Annotated in this window: 15 protein-coding genes; 2 read left to right on the plus strand and 13 right to left on the minus strand. The window is 41.6% G+C overall.

The genetic code is table 11. The features are described from left to right. Positions 1–97: 97 nt before the first annotated feature. The 7 genes from AC59IL_RS22530 to rsfS form a co-directional block, all read right to left on the minus strand. Complete coding sequence (locus tag AC59IL_RS22530; RefSeq protein ID WP_496554456.1) at positions 98–1,180, minus strand: mechanosensitive ion channel family protein; 1,083 nt, start codon at positions 1,178–1,180, stop codon at positions 98–100. A gap of 81 nt (positions 1,181–1,261) precedes the next feature. Then, the gene (locus AC59IL_RS22535) at positions 1,262–2,077 is read right to left on the minus strand and encodes a hypothetical protein (protein WP_496554457.1); all 816 of its coding nucleotides are present in this window, start codon (positions 2,075–2,077) and stop codon (positions 1,262–1,264) included. Then, a complete protein-coding gene (locus AC59IL_RS22540) occupies positions 2,077–2,856 on the minus strand; it encodes a UDP-2,3-diacylglucosamine diphosphatase (protein WP_496554458.1) in 780 nt (259 codons plus the stop codon). Before AC59IL_RS22540 ends, AC59IL_RS22535 begins: the two co-directional genes overlap by 1 nt. A gap of 102 nt (positions 2,857–2,958) precedes the next feature. Further along, on the minus strand, positions 2,959–3,384 hold the full coding sequence (locus tag AC59IL_RS22545; protein WP_496554459.1) for a gamma-glutamylcyclotransferase family protein: 426 nt from the start codon (positions 3,382–3,384) through the stop codon (positions 2,959–2,961). 76 nt (positions 3,385–3,460) lie between these two features. Beyond that, positions 3,461–4,096: a LutC/YkgG family protein gene (locus AC59IL_RS22550; RefSeq protein WP_496554460.1), complete on the minus strand. Its 636-nt coding sequence runs from the start codon at positions 4,094–4,096 to the stop codon at positions 3,461–3,463. Between the two features lie 9 nt (positions 4,097–4,105). After that, positions 4,106–6,163 (minus strand): ATP-dependent zinc metalloprotease FtsH, encoded by a 2,058-nt coding sequence (gene ftsH / locus AC59IL_RS22555; RefSeq protein ID WP_496554461.1) that lies wholly within the window; start codon positions 6,161–6,163, stop codon positions 4,106–4,108. Between the two features lie 137 nt (positions 6,164–6,300). Further along, positions 6,301–6,702: a ribosome silencing factor gene (gene rsfS / locus AC59IL_RS22560; protein WP_496554462.1), complete on the minus strand. Its 402-nt coding sequence runs from the start codon at positions 6,700–6,702 to the stop codon at positions 6,301–6,303. 212 nt (positions 6,703–6,914) lie between these two features. Here rsfS and AC59IL_RS22565 point away from each other — a divergent pair, with 212 nt between their 5' ends. Continuing rightward, the gene (locus AC59IL_RS22565; protein ID WP_496554463.1) at positions 6,915–7,682 is read left to right on the plus strand and encodes a biotin--[acetyl-CoA-carboxylase] ligase; all 768 of its coding nucleotides are present in this window, start codon (positions 6,915–6,917) and stop codon (positions 7,680–7,682) included. A gap of 106 nt (positions 7,683–7,788) precedes the next feature. Here the strand turns inward: AC59IL_RS22565 and AC59IL_RS22570 are convergent, their stop codons facing one another. The 4 genes from AC59IL_RS22570 to AC59IL_RS22585 form a co-directional block, all read right to left on the minus strand. Continuing rightward, positions 7,789–8,679 carry a DUF5777 family beta-barrel protein gene (locus AC59IL_RS22570; RefSeq protein ID WP_496554464.1) on the minus strand — a complete coding sequence of 297 codons (891 nt, stop codon included), beginning with the start codon at positions 8,677–8,679 and terminating at the stop codon, positions 7,789–7,791. Between the two features lie 109 nt (positions 8,680–8,788). Beyond that, complete coding sequence (locus AC59IL_RS22575; RefSeq protein WP_496554465.1) at positions 8,789–9,349, minus strand: YceI family protein; 561 nt, start codon at positions 9,347–9,349, stop codon at positions 8,789–8,791. 77 nt (positions 9,350–9,426) lie between these two features. Continuing rightward, positions 9,427–9,870 (minus strand): OB-fold protein, encoded by a 444-nt coding sequence (locus AC59IL_RS22580; RefSeq protein ID WP_496554466.1) that lies wholly within the window; start codon positions 9,868–9,870, stop codon positions 9,427–9,429. A gap of 15 nt (positions 9,871–9,885) precedes the next feature. Next, positions 9,886–10,236, minus strand: coding sequence for a hypothetical protein (locus tag AC59IL_RS22585; RefSeq protein WP_496554467.1), 351 nt, complete (start codon positions 10,234–10,236; stop codon positions 9,886–9,888). Between the two features lie 902 nt (positions 10,237–11,138). Here AC59IL_RS22585 and AC59IL_RS22590 point away from each other — a divergent pair. After that, entirely contained in the window at positions 11,139–12,353 is a 1,215-nt protein-coding gene (locus tag AC59IL_RS22590; protein ID WP_496554468.1) for an ROK family protein, read from the plus strand. Positions 12,354–12,799: 446 nt separating this feature from the next. Here AC59IL_RS22590 and bcp read toward each other — a convergent pair whose 3' ends face one another. Both bcp and AC59IL_RS22600 read right to left on the minus strand, forming a co-directional pair. Further along, on the minus strand, positions 12,800–13,255 hold the full coding sequence (gene bcp, locus AC59IL_RS22595) for a thioredoxin-dependent thiol peroxidase (RefSeq protein WP_496554469.1): 456 nt from the start codon (positions 13,253–13,255) through the stop codon (positions 12,800–12,802). A 133-nt stretch (positions 13,256–13,388) separates the two neighbouring features. Further along, the gene (locus tag AC59IL_RS22600; protein ID WP_496554470.1) at positions 13,389–15,095 is read right to left on the minus strand and encodes a M23 family metallopeptidase; all 1,707 of its coding nucleotides are present in this window, start codon (positions 15,093–15,095) and stop codon (positions 13,389–13,391) included. Positions 15,096–15,528: the final 433 nt, after the last annotated feature.

Here is a 15,528-nt window from a genome sequence, read left to right on the forward strand (position 1 = left end):
CAATTTCGGGATTTCGGAATTTAGAGATTTTGAGATTTATTAAGATGTTACACCAAAAGAAATCTCAAAATCCCAAAATCTCAAAATCAGCAATCAATTATCGTACTACTTCAACTTCTTTTGCAGCCAACTTAATGTTCATATCTTCCATTAATCCGATAATGGAAAGATTTACATCCTGCCGCAGGTCGTTAAAATCTGCCTGCGGAATGGGTGCTGTAAAAAATTCAACCTGAACAATGAAGGCATTCTTGCTGATGCTTAACAGGAACACGTTGAAATTTTCAACTTTATCTTTTTTCTGAAGAAAGATGTTTCTTCCCCTTTGAATAAACTGGTTAACAGTATCGCGCGGCGTTTCGGCATGCAATTCGAGCGGCATAAGCACACGGCGTTGTGTTCGCAGCGACAGGTTATCCATAATACTATCTACCATTTGTTTGTTCGGCACCGTTACATATGTTTTTTCATCGGTGCGAATGCGGGTGCTGCGTAACCCGATACGCTCTACGGTGCCTGTAATATCATGTACTTTTACCAGGTCGCCCATTGTAAAAGGCCTGTCGAAAAATATAATAAAGGAAGCAATCAGGTTCTCCAAACTTTCGCGTGTAGCCAGCGCAATGGCCGCTGTGGCAATGCTTAAACCGGTAAGCAGGTTACTAACGGGGTAATGAAAGGCAAATTTTAATATCAGTATACCGCCAAACATTACCATCACTACTTTGAAAAAGTCTTTAAAGAAAACAATCAGCTGGTTATCGGCCGGGTCAGCCATTTGATCGGCCCGGTGATGCAGGATCATAGCAATAAAATCCATAATCCGTAACAGCAGCCAGATAAATAAAAGGATGAGCACTATTACCGAAACGGCATCGATAAACTCACGTACGCTCACTTTATAAATAATAACATTAAGCAACTGTGGAAAAGTGAGCTTATCCAATACAATTACGCTAAGCAGTAATAAAAGAAAAATTTCAAGCGGCGATACAACCAGCTTTATAAACGAAGTTTTATCTACCCCGCGGGCAAGGCGCTTTACCAACCTGAATAATAAACCGGCGAGATAGCGCGATAACAGGCGTTTGAAAATAAATATCAGTAATAAAGATCCTGCTACTATTAAATAGCTTCTGATAGAATTATCGAGAATGATTTTATCAAGAAATGACCCCATGCTAAACTGTTCAGTTGCTTTAAAAGTTCTTCAAAGTTAAAAACTTTGCAATCGTTATAGAAGGGAACGTTATGAATGGCTTTATCTATATGAAAAAATTTCCAGCTGATTATTGCGCAGCACATACAGATAACCGGGTGTAATTTTTATTTTTTGTGCGTCGCGCATATCGGCCGGAATGGGATAGTGTTGCAGATTTAACGTTCCTGGTTCGTAGCGGTATAACATATTTTCATCTCTGCCATACATAGCGCTGCCAATTACGGTAAAGTCTGTCCATCCTTTTAATTGAATACGGTTTTTAAACGCCCCATAATAATCAAACAGGTAAACACCTTTTAGCGAATCGTATAAATAAACCAGCCGGTTTTGGTCAACAATAAATTGAGGCGATATCGTTGAATCAAGTATCTGCCTGAAGTCGCTACTCTGGTCAAGCACCCTTCCTTCTTCACTAACCCTTTTTAATTTGCTTTCGAGTTCGTCAAAGACCCATATGTTATTATCGTACGACTGACCAATTGCCCTTACCTGAAACAATTGCTGTTTTCGTAAATCAATGGTAGCCCTTGTGCTTAAAAACCGGTCTAAGACAACAATGGTACCAAAATCGCGGAAGTATAACAACACTTTCAGCGGATTGGTAACATCTATCAAAGATATTTTTCCGTATTGCCGAACATTGTTAAATACAGCCAGGGAATCTCCGGCAGGACTTGTTTTTTTAATTTGCCCCGTATTGTTCACTACATACAGGTTGCCCAAATTATCAACCGTAAAATCGATTACCGCACCACTTATCAGTTTGTTGAATACAAAAAAGGTATCTGTTGTTTGCGAACGGGCAATACCGCTACAAAATAACAAGGCCGATAATATGATGAATGGTTTATACACTAATTGCGAACGATTTTATTTTCGAGTTCAGGATAACGGGTGCACAATTTTAACTGTTCGCCGTCGAAAACAGCATATGTATAATAACGTATCCAATCGCCCAGATTAATATAACGGCTGCCGTGTTTTAATGGAAAATCTATAGGCAGATGCCGGTGACCGAATATCAGATAATCATAATGATGATCTTTCAGTACATCTTTGCAATAAGTAATCAGCCACTCTCCTTCTTCGCCATAAAATTTATCATCAGCCGTACCTGTTACGGCGCGGCTGCGGCGGCTCATATAATTGGCTATTCCCATTCCAATGTAGGGAGGTAAAATGCCAAACAGCCACTGGCAAACAGGGCTTCGAAAAATTTTCTTCAGCATTTTATAACCATGATCGCCCGGTCCCAGCCCGTCGCCATGACCAATCCAGAATTTTTTATTATTAAATTCAAAGGCACGTGGTTCAAAATACACAGGAATATTGAGTTCCTGCTGCAAATAATTCTTCATCCACATATCATGATTGCCTACAAAAAAATGGACCGGTATGCCTGAGTCGGTTATTTCGGCTAATTTTCCCAACAGGCGTACATATCCGCGCGGCACTACGGTGCGGTATTCGTACCAGAAATCGAACATATCGCCTACAATAAAAATAGCAGCGGCCTCTTTTCGTATCTCTTCCAAAAATTCAACAACGCGTTTTTCACGAACCAGGCTCGATGCATGATCGGGAGCGCCCAGGTGAAAATCAGAAATGAAATATATTTTTTTATTGAATTGCATGATCGTAAAACGTGAAACGTAAAACGGCAAACGGCAAAGTCCCCGTTTGCTATTAACCCGTCAACTTGTAAATTTATTAACTTCTACTTCAATCAACCAACATCACTTTCCGATACCCATTTTATAAGCAACATAGTCGCCCGATTCAATGCGGGGCTGATGTGTAATGGGCCGGTTATACCAGTACATCCAGGCAATTACGGTAGTATTATTGAATAACACATTTACCAGTTCTCTGCGAAATAACGGTATTTCGCCTTTGCTAACGTAAAGCCCTTCATAATCGTCGAGTTGTTCAATGGCATATTCAAACGTTTGCTGATGCGCAATGTGATATAATTCGCCGGTTATAAAATATTCTTCTGTGCAGGGAATTGCGGCAGGATATTCGCCCATATCGTACAATTTACCCTGCACTGCGCCTAACCCGTCGAATACAAAATAACGGCTTATATACGCATAAACGGCGTTATGAAAGCCGCTGCGCAGCGAGCCATATACAAAAAGCCGGTAAATATTTGGTTGCATATTCGTAAAACGGCAAACGTAAAACGTAAAACAATACAAACTTATTCATTCCCGTTTGCGGTTTCACATTTCACGCCTATTTATCTACAAGAAATACGTATACTTCTTTGGGACCATGCACACCTACCACCAGTGTTTTTTCAATATCGGCGGTACGGCTGGGGCCTGTAGCAAATGTGATCAATGAAGGAAGATTGCCGGCGTATTTTTCCCTGGCCTGCAGTAAGGCATCTTTTACATCATATACCAACTGATGCGTGTATGCAATGCAAATATGTATAGGAGCATAAACACTTACAGTACGGCCACTGGGTTGGGCAGCCGATAGTACTACACTGCCGGTGCGCGCTACCAGCCATTCGCAGGTAGTGATGGCCGCATCACAGGTGGCCAGCTCGTTGTAAGAAAAATTATTGAATTGATTGTCGGCAAGCGATTTCCGCAACTGTTCTTCCCTGCAAAATATCTTTTCCCATTTATTATTGGCGATCACGATATTCAGTTGATCGGCCATTTCTTTTTCATTAAGGCAAAAAACAAATTTGCCCTGCAGGCTGCTGAACCGCTGGGCAAATTCCATTTCGAGTTCCTGTTGCGAAGGTTTAAAAACAAAGCTATTGCCTTCACTATGCGGAAAAGGAACAGGCGTTGATTTACTCAACGCCTTCCTTATTTTTTTTAGAATATTTTCTTTAGCCGGAGAAATGTTCATATAGCCAGATTAAGTAGCTGGATGATTGGTTACATTACTATCGTAAGGCGGCACCCCTTCACTGATAGATCCTTCGGCATGTCCTTCTCCATCTACATCGAGTGTTTTCTTATCACTGTAAGGACGTTTACCGATCAGGGCCTCAACATCGCTCTGGAACAATACTTCTTTTTCAAGTAATTTTTCAGCCAGCAGTTCTACCTGCTCTCTCTTTTCGGTAAGTAACTTTTTGGTTTGTACATAAGCGTCATCAATCAGCTTACGAACCTCTTCATCTATCAGCTTTGAAGTTTCTTCGGAGTATGGTTTGGTGAATGAATTTTCCTGGGCAGGATCGTAAAAGCTTACATTTCCTACCTTTTCATTCATGCCATATATGGTAACCATCGAATAGGCAATACGGGTAATTTGCTGCAGGTCGTTTTGAGCGCCGGTAGAAATTTTATGAAAGAAAATTTCTTCACTGGCTCTGCCGCCCAGCGTCATGCAAATCTGGTCCATCAGCTGATCGGTATTGTACAGGTATTGCTCTTTAGGAGTATACTGTGCGTATCCCAATGCAGCTACGCCGCGTGGCACAATGGTAACTTTCAGTAACGGATAAGCATGCTCCAGAAACCAGCCGCAAATGGCGTGACCCGCTTCGTGGTAGGCAATGATGCGTTTTTCATCGGGCGAAATGATCTTGTTCTTCTTTTCCAAACCACCGATCACCCTATCTACCGCGTCCTGAAAATCGTCCATTTCAACTGATTGCTTTCCTTTACGGGCTGCTATTAAGGCAGCTTCGTTACATATGTTGGCAATATCGGCGCCGGCAAAACCGGGCGTTTGTTCGGCCAGTTTATGTATATCAACTTTTTCAGAGATCTTGATGGGCTTCAGGTGCACTTTGAAAATGTGCTCACGACCTTTCAGATCGGGCTTATCAATAGAGATCTGGCGGTCGAAACGGCCGGGGCGCAGCAGGGCGCTGTCGAGTACATCGGGCCTGTTTGTAGCAGCCAGAACAATGATACCGCTTTCGCCGCTGAAACCATCCATTTCAACCAGTAACTGGTTCAGGGTGCTTTCGCGTTCGTCGTTGCTCATGATGGCGTTTTTACCGCGGGCGCGACCGATGGCATCAATTTCATCGATAAAAATGATACAAGGTGCTTTTTCACGCGCCTGTTTAAACAGATCGCGAACACGGCTGGCGCCAACCCCAACAAACAATTCAACGAAATCGCTACCGCTCATGCTAAAGAACGGAACCTGCGCTTCACCGGCCATGGCTTTTGCCAGCAGGGTTTTACCGGTTCCCGGAGGGCCAACCAGCAAAGCTCCCTTTGGAATTTTACCACCCAGTGAAGTGTATTTCTTGGGGTTTTTTAAGAAGTCAACGATCTCCATTACCTCAACCTTGGCTTCGTCGAGCCCGGCAACATCGGCAAAGGTGATGTTAACTTTAGTGCCTTTATCGAACAGGGTAGCTCTTGACTTACCTATGTTGAATATGCCGCCGGGACCGCTGCCGCCCGAAGCGCCGCCTCCCATTTTACGCATCAGCATTACCCAGATAAGTACAATAACTACCAGCGGTAATAAGAATTGAATAATAGAACCAAACCATTCGCCTTCCTGAATAGGTACATTAGCCACCTTTTCAATGTCGGGATGCTTTTCGTAATAGGTATTCAGTTCTTTATTAAAATCATCGGCTTTAATGACCTTAAATTCAAAATGCGGGCCTTTATCAGCTGTGGCAGGCCAGTTTTTCGAAAGCTGATCTTTATATTTATCTAACCGGTCTTTTTTAATGAAAACCCGGATTGTATTTTTATTGGTAACGGTATTGAGCTTCTCTACATCCCCATTATCCAACATTTTATAAAAATCCAGGTCGGTAATGGTTTTAGCATCGGGAGCAAAGGAACCAAATAGCTGAAAGCCTACCAATACAGCGAAAATAATAGCCCAAACCCAGTAAATATTGAATTTTGGACCTTTTCGCTGGCCTCCGTCATCGCGGGGACGTAAGCGGGGAAAATTGCGGTCGTTTTGTCTTGACTCGTCCTGTGACATATATTGTTGCTTATCTCTTGGTTTTCTGTTTACTTAATTAATAACTGATGGTATCAAATTGTTCGCTCTAAAAAGCTGTTAGTTAATGATTATTTTGCAGATACCGGCAATTTAACACTAATTTTTGCGGCAGGAGCTTAATATTCTTCCCCTTCAGCATCGCTCCACATTTCTTCGAGCTTATAAAATTTGCGGGTTTCGGGCTGCATTATATGCACCACAACATTTACGTAATCGACTAATATCCAGTGAGCTGCCTGATGGCCTTCGCTATGGTAGGGAGTATCGTTGACCGTATTTTTAATATGCTCCTCTATAAAGTCGGCAATAGCTTTTACCTGTGTGCTACTGCTGGCTTCGCAAATAATAAAATAATCGGCAACAGCTTCGGGAATTTTTCGCAGGTCGAGGGAAACAATATGTTCTCCCTTCTTTTCCTTTATGGCGTGAATAATTGCTTTAAAAAACTTTGAGCTTTTTGTTAACTGCGCTACACTTTTTCGTTTACGACGGGTAGCTAACAATGAAAGTTGTTCCAATAATCCAATATTTTAATGATCAATTGTGTTTTCTTTATCCTGATAGACGTAGTGGGAAGTTCTATATTTTAAATTTGTTATTCATTTCCCGTTTTCCGGGACCAAATTCTAATATTTAAAATACGAATAATTTCGCTTTTTGCAACATTTCTTCCTCTCTAAAACCATCAATAGTTATCCCTAATTTCGCACTTCCCAAAATTAATAATCTTTTGGCACATCCTGTTAACAGAGTTAACGCCGGTACTATTGGTCATCCATTCATAATATTACCTCAGATTGACAGTACCAACAACTATGCCATGCGGCAGATACAAGCCGGATTGGCAAGTCATGGTATTACCTGGTTCGCCCGTGAACAAACTGCCGGTAAAGGACAACGAGGAAAAAGCTGGTTAACTACTCCTAACCAGAATATTATGCTTAGCACGGTTGTTCAGCCCGGATTATTACCTGGTCAGCAATTCTGGCTGTCGGCCACTGTGGCCCTTGCCTGCTATGATTTTTATAAAAAATATGCCGGTGACGAAACACGTATTAAATGGCCCAACGATTTGTATTGGCGTGACAGAAAGGCAGGGGGCATTTTAATAGAAAACGTTTTTCGGGGAGCCGACTGGCTGTATGCCGTTGTTGGTATAGGCATCAATATCAACCAGGTTCAATTCGACCCGTCGTTGCCCAACCCCGTTTCGCTTAAACAAATTACAGGAAAAGATTTTGATTCGGTTGAACTGGCTGCAGCATTGTGCAACGCACTGGAGAAGCGATTTCAGGCCCTTACTTCAGGCGGTATAGATGAAATTATGAAAGAATACCAGCAGGTGTTGTATAAAATTAATGAGCCGGTAACGCTTAAGAAAGGAAGTATTTTGTTTGAAACCACCATTTGCGGCGTGTCGGATACGGGCAGGCTGTTAACCAAAGATGTAATGGAAAGGGAGTTTGATTTCGGAGAGGTGGAGCTGATAATTCGCTAATTAGTTAATGTGCTAATTTGCTAATTGAAGGCAGGCCGATGAAAAAAAGTGAGTCCCCTGAAAAGGAAACCCACTTTTTTCATTAGCACATTATCTAATTAGCATATTAGTGTTTTCTTCCTACCTGAAACACTCTTGATAAATTGAACCCGAATCGTATATCGCCTTTCCAGAAATCGGATGTGGTACCGGTAAGAAATGCTTTTTCATTCATGCCGGTGCTGTTTGAGAAGTGTAACTGAAATACGTGACCGCCGGTTTCGATATCAAAACCAACCGATAACGGATCTTTTGTACCGGGCTCACGGCCGGCCAGTATGGGATGATAATCCACTACAAAAGCAGTACGCTTCGATAATTTCATACGGGCGCCAATGCCTAAAGCCCAGGTATTATTTTTTTCATCGGCATTGGTAACCATGTTGCGGTGAACCATAATGGGGCTCACCTGCAAACTAAATGCATTGCTGAATTTACGGCCGATGATTATTTCGTTATAATAGGCTACACGCGATGAAAAATAATTCTTGCGGGTGGTATCTACCCAGGGAATGGTAAAAACAGTTATTCCCGATACCCATACAATAGAAAAAGGCAAACCACCCGGGCCGCTACCCTGTCGAACAGGCCGGTATTTAAAAAATGCATCCAGTTCTTTATTCAGTGTGCTTCTTCCCACACCAATGGTTAAATTGGTACCCAGTCCGTAATCGAAGCCCATGCGCATACTGGCCTGATCGAGGCCGAAAAATTCTTTGGTCCCATTGCTCACCAGACCAAAACGGTGTAGGATGCGCACATCTAAAACTCCTTTGCCTATTAATTCCATCGACTGGCCATTGATCACGCGCGATGATTTGAATGCGCCGGATGCCCATTCTTTTTTCGCAGTATCTTGCTTTACCAGTTTTAACAGGTCTTCGTTCTGTGCTTTTAATTTATTACCGGCTAATAAAACAAAACAGGTGGCCAGTAATGTACAGGTTATTCTTTTCATTTTCGGTTGGTTTGTTTTTATCAGTGAGTAGTGAGTGGGCAGTAGGGCTTATACGCGGCTACCAGTAAATTCGCGATCCTACCCCCTACTAACTACTTACTATTTGCCTTTATTTTAATGGTTCCAGGGTACAGTTAACGTTTATGTTTACAGCATTCGACATATTTTCTTTCACCAGTTTTGGAATGCTGATATTATAATCCGACATCTGAATCGTAAAATCAGCAGTTGCGAGCAACTTTCCGCTCTTAACAGTTATTTTTCCATCGGTCTCTACATCCTGGGTTTGGCCATGAAGGGTCAGTTTTCCTTTTACATGGGCGTTGTATGTTCCATCCGTTGTGTAATTAATATCGCTGTTGTTAACAATCTGCCCGCGAAACTCAGCCCTGGGATATTTATCACTTTCAACATAATTTTCATTGAAATGCTCCTGCATCTGGGCCTTTTTAAATTCAAACCCTTTCATCAGCACGGCAAACTGCAAGGCGCCGGTTTTTGAATCAAGTACACAGGTAATGCTGCGGTGATTGGCCTGTATAGTTTCTATTATTCCTTTTGAAGTGAAATGTATGGAACCGCTTTTGGTAAAATACTTATCCTGGGCGGCTAACGAAGTAGTTGTAATAATAAAACAAAGACCGGCCAGTAGTTTTTTTCCGAAATTCATTATACGAAGGTTTGATTTAAACAATTGCTTTTGAGTGAAAGCCTTCTGCCGAAGGCAGTATCATTTAATTTCAAATATTAATTAGCAATAACACAACGGTTCAATTGGACATCTGAACCGAGCAGCCCGGTTTCGTCTTTATTAAAACCGGTGATGGCCCCTTTAATAGTTATAACAGTGCCTTTTTGCAGTCCTGCACCCATAGCATTGGTATTACTGTCTAACACACAGCGTACCGACGACATATCGGTAGTATCGCCCAACACAACAATACCGCCACCCCCTGCATCTTCAACCTTTTTTATAGTTCCCTTTACTGCTAAAATTTTATTCTGGTATTTCTGATTGGCTACCCTTTCGTTACTTACATATTCATTGATTAATTCAGTGGCGTTTACCGAGTAATCGGCCTGCACATCGCCCAGGCTCTGTACGGTACGGTTATATTGGTAATAACTATATCCTGCTGCTATTACAACGGCGATTGCTATACCGGCAATGATGATCTTTTTCTTTGTCATGTATAAAATGCTGTTTTAATTATTGGGAGCGCCGGCGGTGACCCAGCAATTGATACTTTTTATCTGGCTTAAAGTAAGTGACGATCCCTTCGGCATAAAGCGGGATACAACTGCTGATTGTATTGATACAGCTGCATTTCGGATTTGATCATAATTGGTTAACGGACCGGGCCCATTGATACTACCGGCCGCATGACAATCTTTAACCGCACAACTTTTTTGAATAATGGGGCTAACATTGGCAACATACGAAGCATTGGAACCATCGCAGATAACACTTCCGTATAATATTTCTTCCTTATCATTATAACAACCGGCTAATAATAAAATAGCACCTGTTAAAACGGCTGCAACTATTTTTATCATATTATTTATCTTCTGTTGATTTTTTCCCTTCTCAGGTAATTGCACACCACCCTGTAACAACCACTATACTAATCGCACACTTCGGCCATAACCTGCAGGCATGCGCCGCCGGCTACTCAACAAAACATGCAGAATGAGTAACGTAACAATAACCTGTTCTTCGGGTGTTAAAAAATAACCTGCTAACAATCTTATTCAGGATTGTTATTCAATGGGTGTGTTGGTTATTTTAGTTATTTATATGCAGTTGTACGCATAACAAAAGTGTAAGGTTGCCTTCAATAAATTTTCGGGTATTATTTATATAACTTTTATTGTATTTATATAGAACAAAAACTTAGCTAAGTCGCTTATACTGCATATACAAAACCCTGCCCTTAACAGGACAGGGTAACCAAACCCTAAAACTAAAAAATAACCCATAAAAGAAGCATACCGATGCACGGCATACTTACATTTTTACATTGTTTTTATGCTGCCTTACATTATCATTAGATGTAAAGTGATTTCCGGATAAATTCGCCCCGGACATTAAAATAAGGTTAAACAGCATGAAACATTTGTTTAGCTGGTAAAATATGGGTGCTGCTATGCCGGATGTATCATAAATAAACGACTAAAACCACCTGTTCTAAAAAGATAGCCCGCACCCATACTATATGGTTGGGTATTTTATGGTAAACAGGGATATTCCTCTTCTTACAACCAATCTGTTGACAATGTATACGAAGTATATTATGATAAAGTTGCCACCAACAGCACTTTCTATGATTTTGAAGCCGGGTTTACGAAAAGAGAACTGAAAACGGGAAATTTCTTACGGCATTAACTATTGCTTTTCAATTTGCTTTTTAAGTTCTGGTTCTTAACAGTAAATTTGGGAAAGTTTCAGTTTACTGCACATGACCGAAAAGAACCTGTTATATAGAAAAAAAATAATAAAACAGCTCTATTTTTCAAACATGCTCTCCTGCGCCGAAGTGAGCGACAAGATCCATAAAAGTTTGCCGGTCACCGCTAAGTTATTGAGCAAGCTGATTGAAGATGGCTGGGTAACAGAAACAGGTTTTGCCGCTTCAACCGGCGGAAGGCGGGCGGTTATGTATTCCCTTAAGCCGGATATCATGTATACGGTATCGGTGGCCATGGACCAATTGATTACCCGCATAGCCATTATGGATATGCAAAACAAAGCCGTAACTGAAACAGAAATTTTTGAACTGCCCTTGCCTAAAAACCCACAGGCACTGCCTGTTCTCGCCGAAAAAATTGATGAGGTAATAAAACGGTCGGGTATTGCCAAAAACAAAATTGCAGGTATAGGTATTGGAATGCCGGGATTTGTTGATGCCGCCAAGGGCATGAATTATACTTTTCTTGAAACAGACCAGGGAACAATAACCCATTTCATTTCATCGAAGGTTAAGCTACCGGTTTTTATCGATAACGATTCGCGTTTGATTGCTTTGGCCGAACTGAAATTTGGCTCGGCTCGTGGCAGAAAAAATGCCATGGTGATCAATGTTGGCTGGGGTGTGGGTTTGGGAATGATTTTAAATGGAGAATTGTTCAGAGGAAATAATGGTTTTGCAGGAGAGTTCAGCCATATTCCGCTTTTTTTGAATAATAAATTATGTACCTGCGGTAAAAGCGGTTGCCTCGAAACCGAAACCTCGCTGCTGGTGGTCATAGAAAAAGCCAACAAGGGGTTACGGGAAGGGAAAGTATCGTTATTAAAAGAAATGTCTTCGGAACATGCTGAACAGGCATTTCAGGATATCCTAAAAGCAGCTGGCAAGGGCGATAAGTTTGCTGTTGAACTGCTATCTGAAGCGGGTTATAATATAGGAAGAGGGGTAGCTATTTTAATTCATTTGCTGAATCCCGAATTGGTGATATTGAGCGGCCGTGGCTCTTTAGCCGGAAAAATATGGCAGGCGCCCATACAACAGGCCCTGAATGAACATTGCATACCGCAAATGGCACTGAATACCGATATTGGCATTTCGACTTTGGGTTACCAGGCCGAACTAACCGGCTCAGCTGCATTGGTAATGGAGAATTATGAAAAAAGTGAATGGAAAAAGGAGGCGGTTGCTGCGAAAGTAGATCACTGATAAATTTCTGATTTCGGGGATTTTGAGATTTGGGGATTTGAAATCCGGAAATCACTTTAGCGCTGGGATAACGATACGCTATGAGCGCTATTTTTTAAGGAATAATAGTATAAAACCAAAAGTGGCTATTACCTGGCCAATCCAGAAAATAAACATCCATTTTATTAATGATGTTTTAAACTCCCTAAAATTTTCTTTTAAAACCAGCATTGATTCATTTGTCTCCACCTATTATTTTATTTCTACAATAAAGGTAGAAAGATAGTAAGAACCCATCTCACAAACAGCTAATTATCTGCAGCTTACAACTAAAAATATTGACCAAAGTCAAAAAACATGAGAAGCATGCATAGTGGTGCTTCGGCTTCGCTCAGCATTCCACGCGAAATGTAACCGGTCAAGAAGCAAAGCGCATCCTTCGACCCTTCGACTTCGCTCAGGACTCACTACCCTTTCACGATCTCCTCTGCATGCTGCTTGTTCTTCGGGCGCAGAAAAATCTTTTTTATTACACCCTTCTCATCTATTACAAAGGTGGTGCGATGAACGCCCATGTATTTATTGCCAAACATTTGTTTTTCGCCCCATACGCCATATTTATCGATAATAGCACGGTCGGGATCGGCTATTAATGTAAAGGGCAGGTTGAACTTTGTTTCGAATTTTTTGTGGCTTTTTTCATCATTGGGGCTCACACCCAATACTTCAAATCCGTTTTTCTTCAGCAAAGCATAATTATCCCTCAAATTGCAGGCCTGTATGGTACAGGTGGGCGTATCGTCTTCGGGATAAAAATAAAGCACTACTTTTTTCCCTTTGAATTCGCTGAGCGAAACCTTTTTGCCATTCTGATCTTTTGCGCTAAACGCAGGAGCTTTATCGCCTTCTTTAAGAGTAATCATAAATGCAAATTAGTTAATTAGTCCCGCTCAAAGCGGGATGATAATATGCTAAAGTGAAAATGCGCTAATGCGAAAAAAATGCCGTGATATCATTAGCAAATCAGCAAATTATCACATTAGCACATTGGTTTTATTATCGTGTAAAATTATACGTTTCCACCGTTACATTTCCGGCTTCGTCTTCGGCGCTTATTTTTAACTCGTGATTGCCCGACATACACATTTCATCAAAATAATAAATGAATACTTTGCCTTTATCGTTGGTAAACCGAAGCCATTTACCATCCAGTTCGGCCCGCACGTTTTTAAACTCCTGCATATTATCCTCAATGGTAAACGCAATACGTATAGCCTTGCTCAAATCAGAACCCCTTCCAAAACCAACCGGCACTATCACCGGTGGGTCGGTATCTATCACCAGCTGAAAACTTCCAAAATCCCTGAAACGGGCCGATGCCCAGTTGCCTTTCCATTCAACTTTCTGAACCGTTTTTTTGGTTCCGGCAAACCATTGCATTACGGTACGCGATTTTTCGGCTTCGGTAAGTGGCCGCAACGGCTGAATTCTTATCAGAAAAGAATCGCGTAAAGGAATATACGGAGCGCCTATCGTGTGCAGTGATGATACAACCATCGGGTTGGTATTGGCCGACTTATTATATCGTATATGCACCGAATCGTACAGGCACTGTTCGCCAATAAAAAATTCGCACTCGGGGCTTTCGAACCCGTCCATCATCAACGGATAAAACAGTTTGCCGGCAGGTTCGGGTTTTTGGGGATCTGTGCCGGAATATTGTATTTTATAATTAAGCGTTGAGGTATTACCATTGGCATCCTTTACCAGTATAGTAACCGAATGCACCGATTTGTCGCTAAGGTCCACCACCCCGTTTCCTTTTTTGCTGTGGTAAATTGAGTTTACATATCCGGGCAATTGCGATAAAAGCTGCAGGTAAGCACCGCCCTGGGCTTTGGTTTTGTAATCGATATGCGCATTCAGGTCGCGGGTTTCATTATAACTTATATTATCCATGCGAAAAGCGGTCAGCGGTTCTTCGTCAACCAGTAAAGTACATTCGTAAATGCCATTATGATTGGCCGAACCGGTTTGCGAATCGTAAGCGCCGATGCCAAAACTTACCAGCGGAGAAGAAACTTTTATAACCGAAGGACTGATTATGTACGAAGCACCCGGAAGCGCTTTTACAGGAAACAGCCTGGGCGATTGTTCATAAACGCTGACGGTTCTGTCGTAAATAGCCAGCCGCTGCAATTGCGGAGGTACATTATCGGGAATCGGAAACTGGAATGAGAACGGATTTAAATTCACATCGGTTTGGGTTCGCCGTACTTCAAAATGAAGGTGTGGCCCCTGCGAACCTCCGGTGTTGCCGCTGTATGCGAGCAAATCACCTTTTTTCACAGGAAAAAGATCAGGTGTTAGTTCGAGAAAAACTTTCCACGATTGCTGTTGATACTGCTGTTCTTTTACCCATTTTTCAAGGGTGGGATTAAACGCATTTAAATGGGCATATACCGTCGTATATCCATTGGGATGATACACGTAAATAGCCCTGCCAAAGCCAAAGGGCTCAATTTTGATACGGGCAACATACCCGTCGGCAGCAGCATAAACCGGAAGATTTTCTCTGGCATTAGTTTTAATATCAAGTCCCATGTGATAATGATTGGGACGTAGTTCGCCAAAGTTGCCTGCCAGCTTTATAGGTATGTCGAGAGGATTTCTGAAATATCCCTTCGGATATACGGCAGGTGGAAAGATCTGCGCTGTAAGTACAGTGCTTTTTAATAAAAGTATTAGTGCCAATAGCCTCATAGGTTCTTTGTATTTCCTTGATAAATGGTGTAGTTGAAGGTGCAAAACTAAGGGGTTAGTGATAACTTGTTCTTCTGTGAATAAATAATCCTTTGATCCCTGGCCTTGATCCTTCGATCCTTCGACTTCGCTCAGGACGCTCAGGATCTATGGGTCATTCTTCGACTACGCTCAGAATCCTTAGACATCCTTCGACTTCGCTCAGGATGCTTAGGATTTCGTAACAAAAAATTCACTTAAACCATGGGTTACCTGAGCAGTCGAACCAGAATAAATTCACAGGATACATGTAATAGAATCACAGGGGGTGTTTGGCTTGTTAATTTTTCAAAAAATACCCACATAGTGGTATAAATTTTACGAACATTGGAACAGCTTTTGGCGTATATATGTTGTCTTAGATAAATAGTAATTGATAATCGAATAGAATAAT

It is taken from the genome of Niastella sp. sgz303648, from assembly GCF_059587045.1.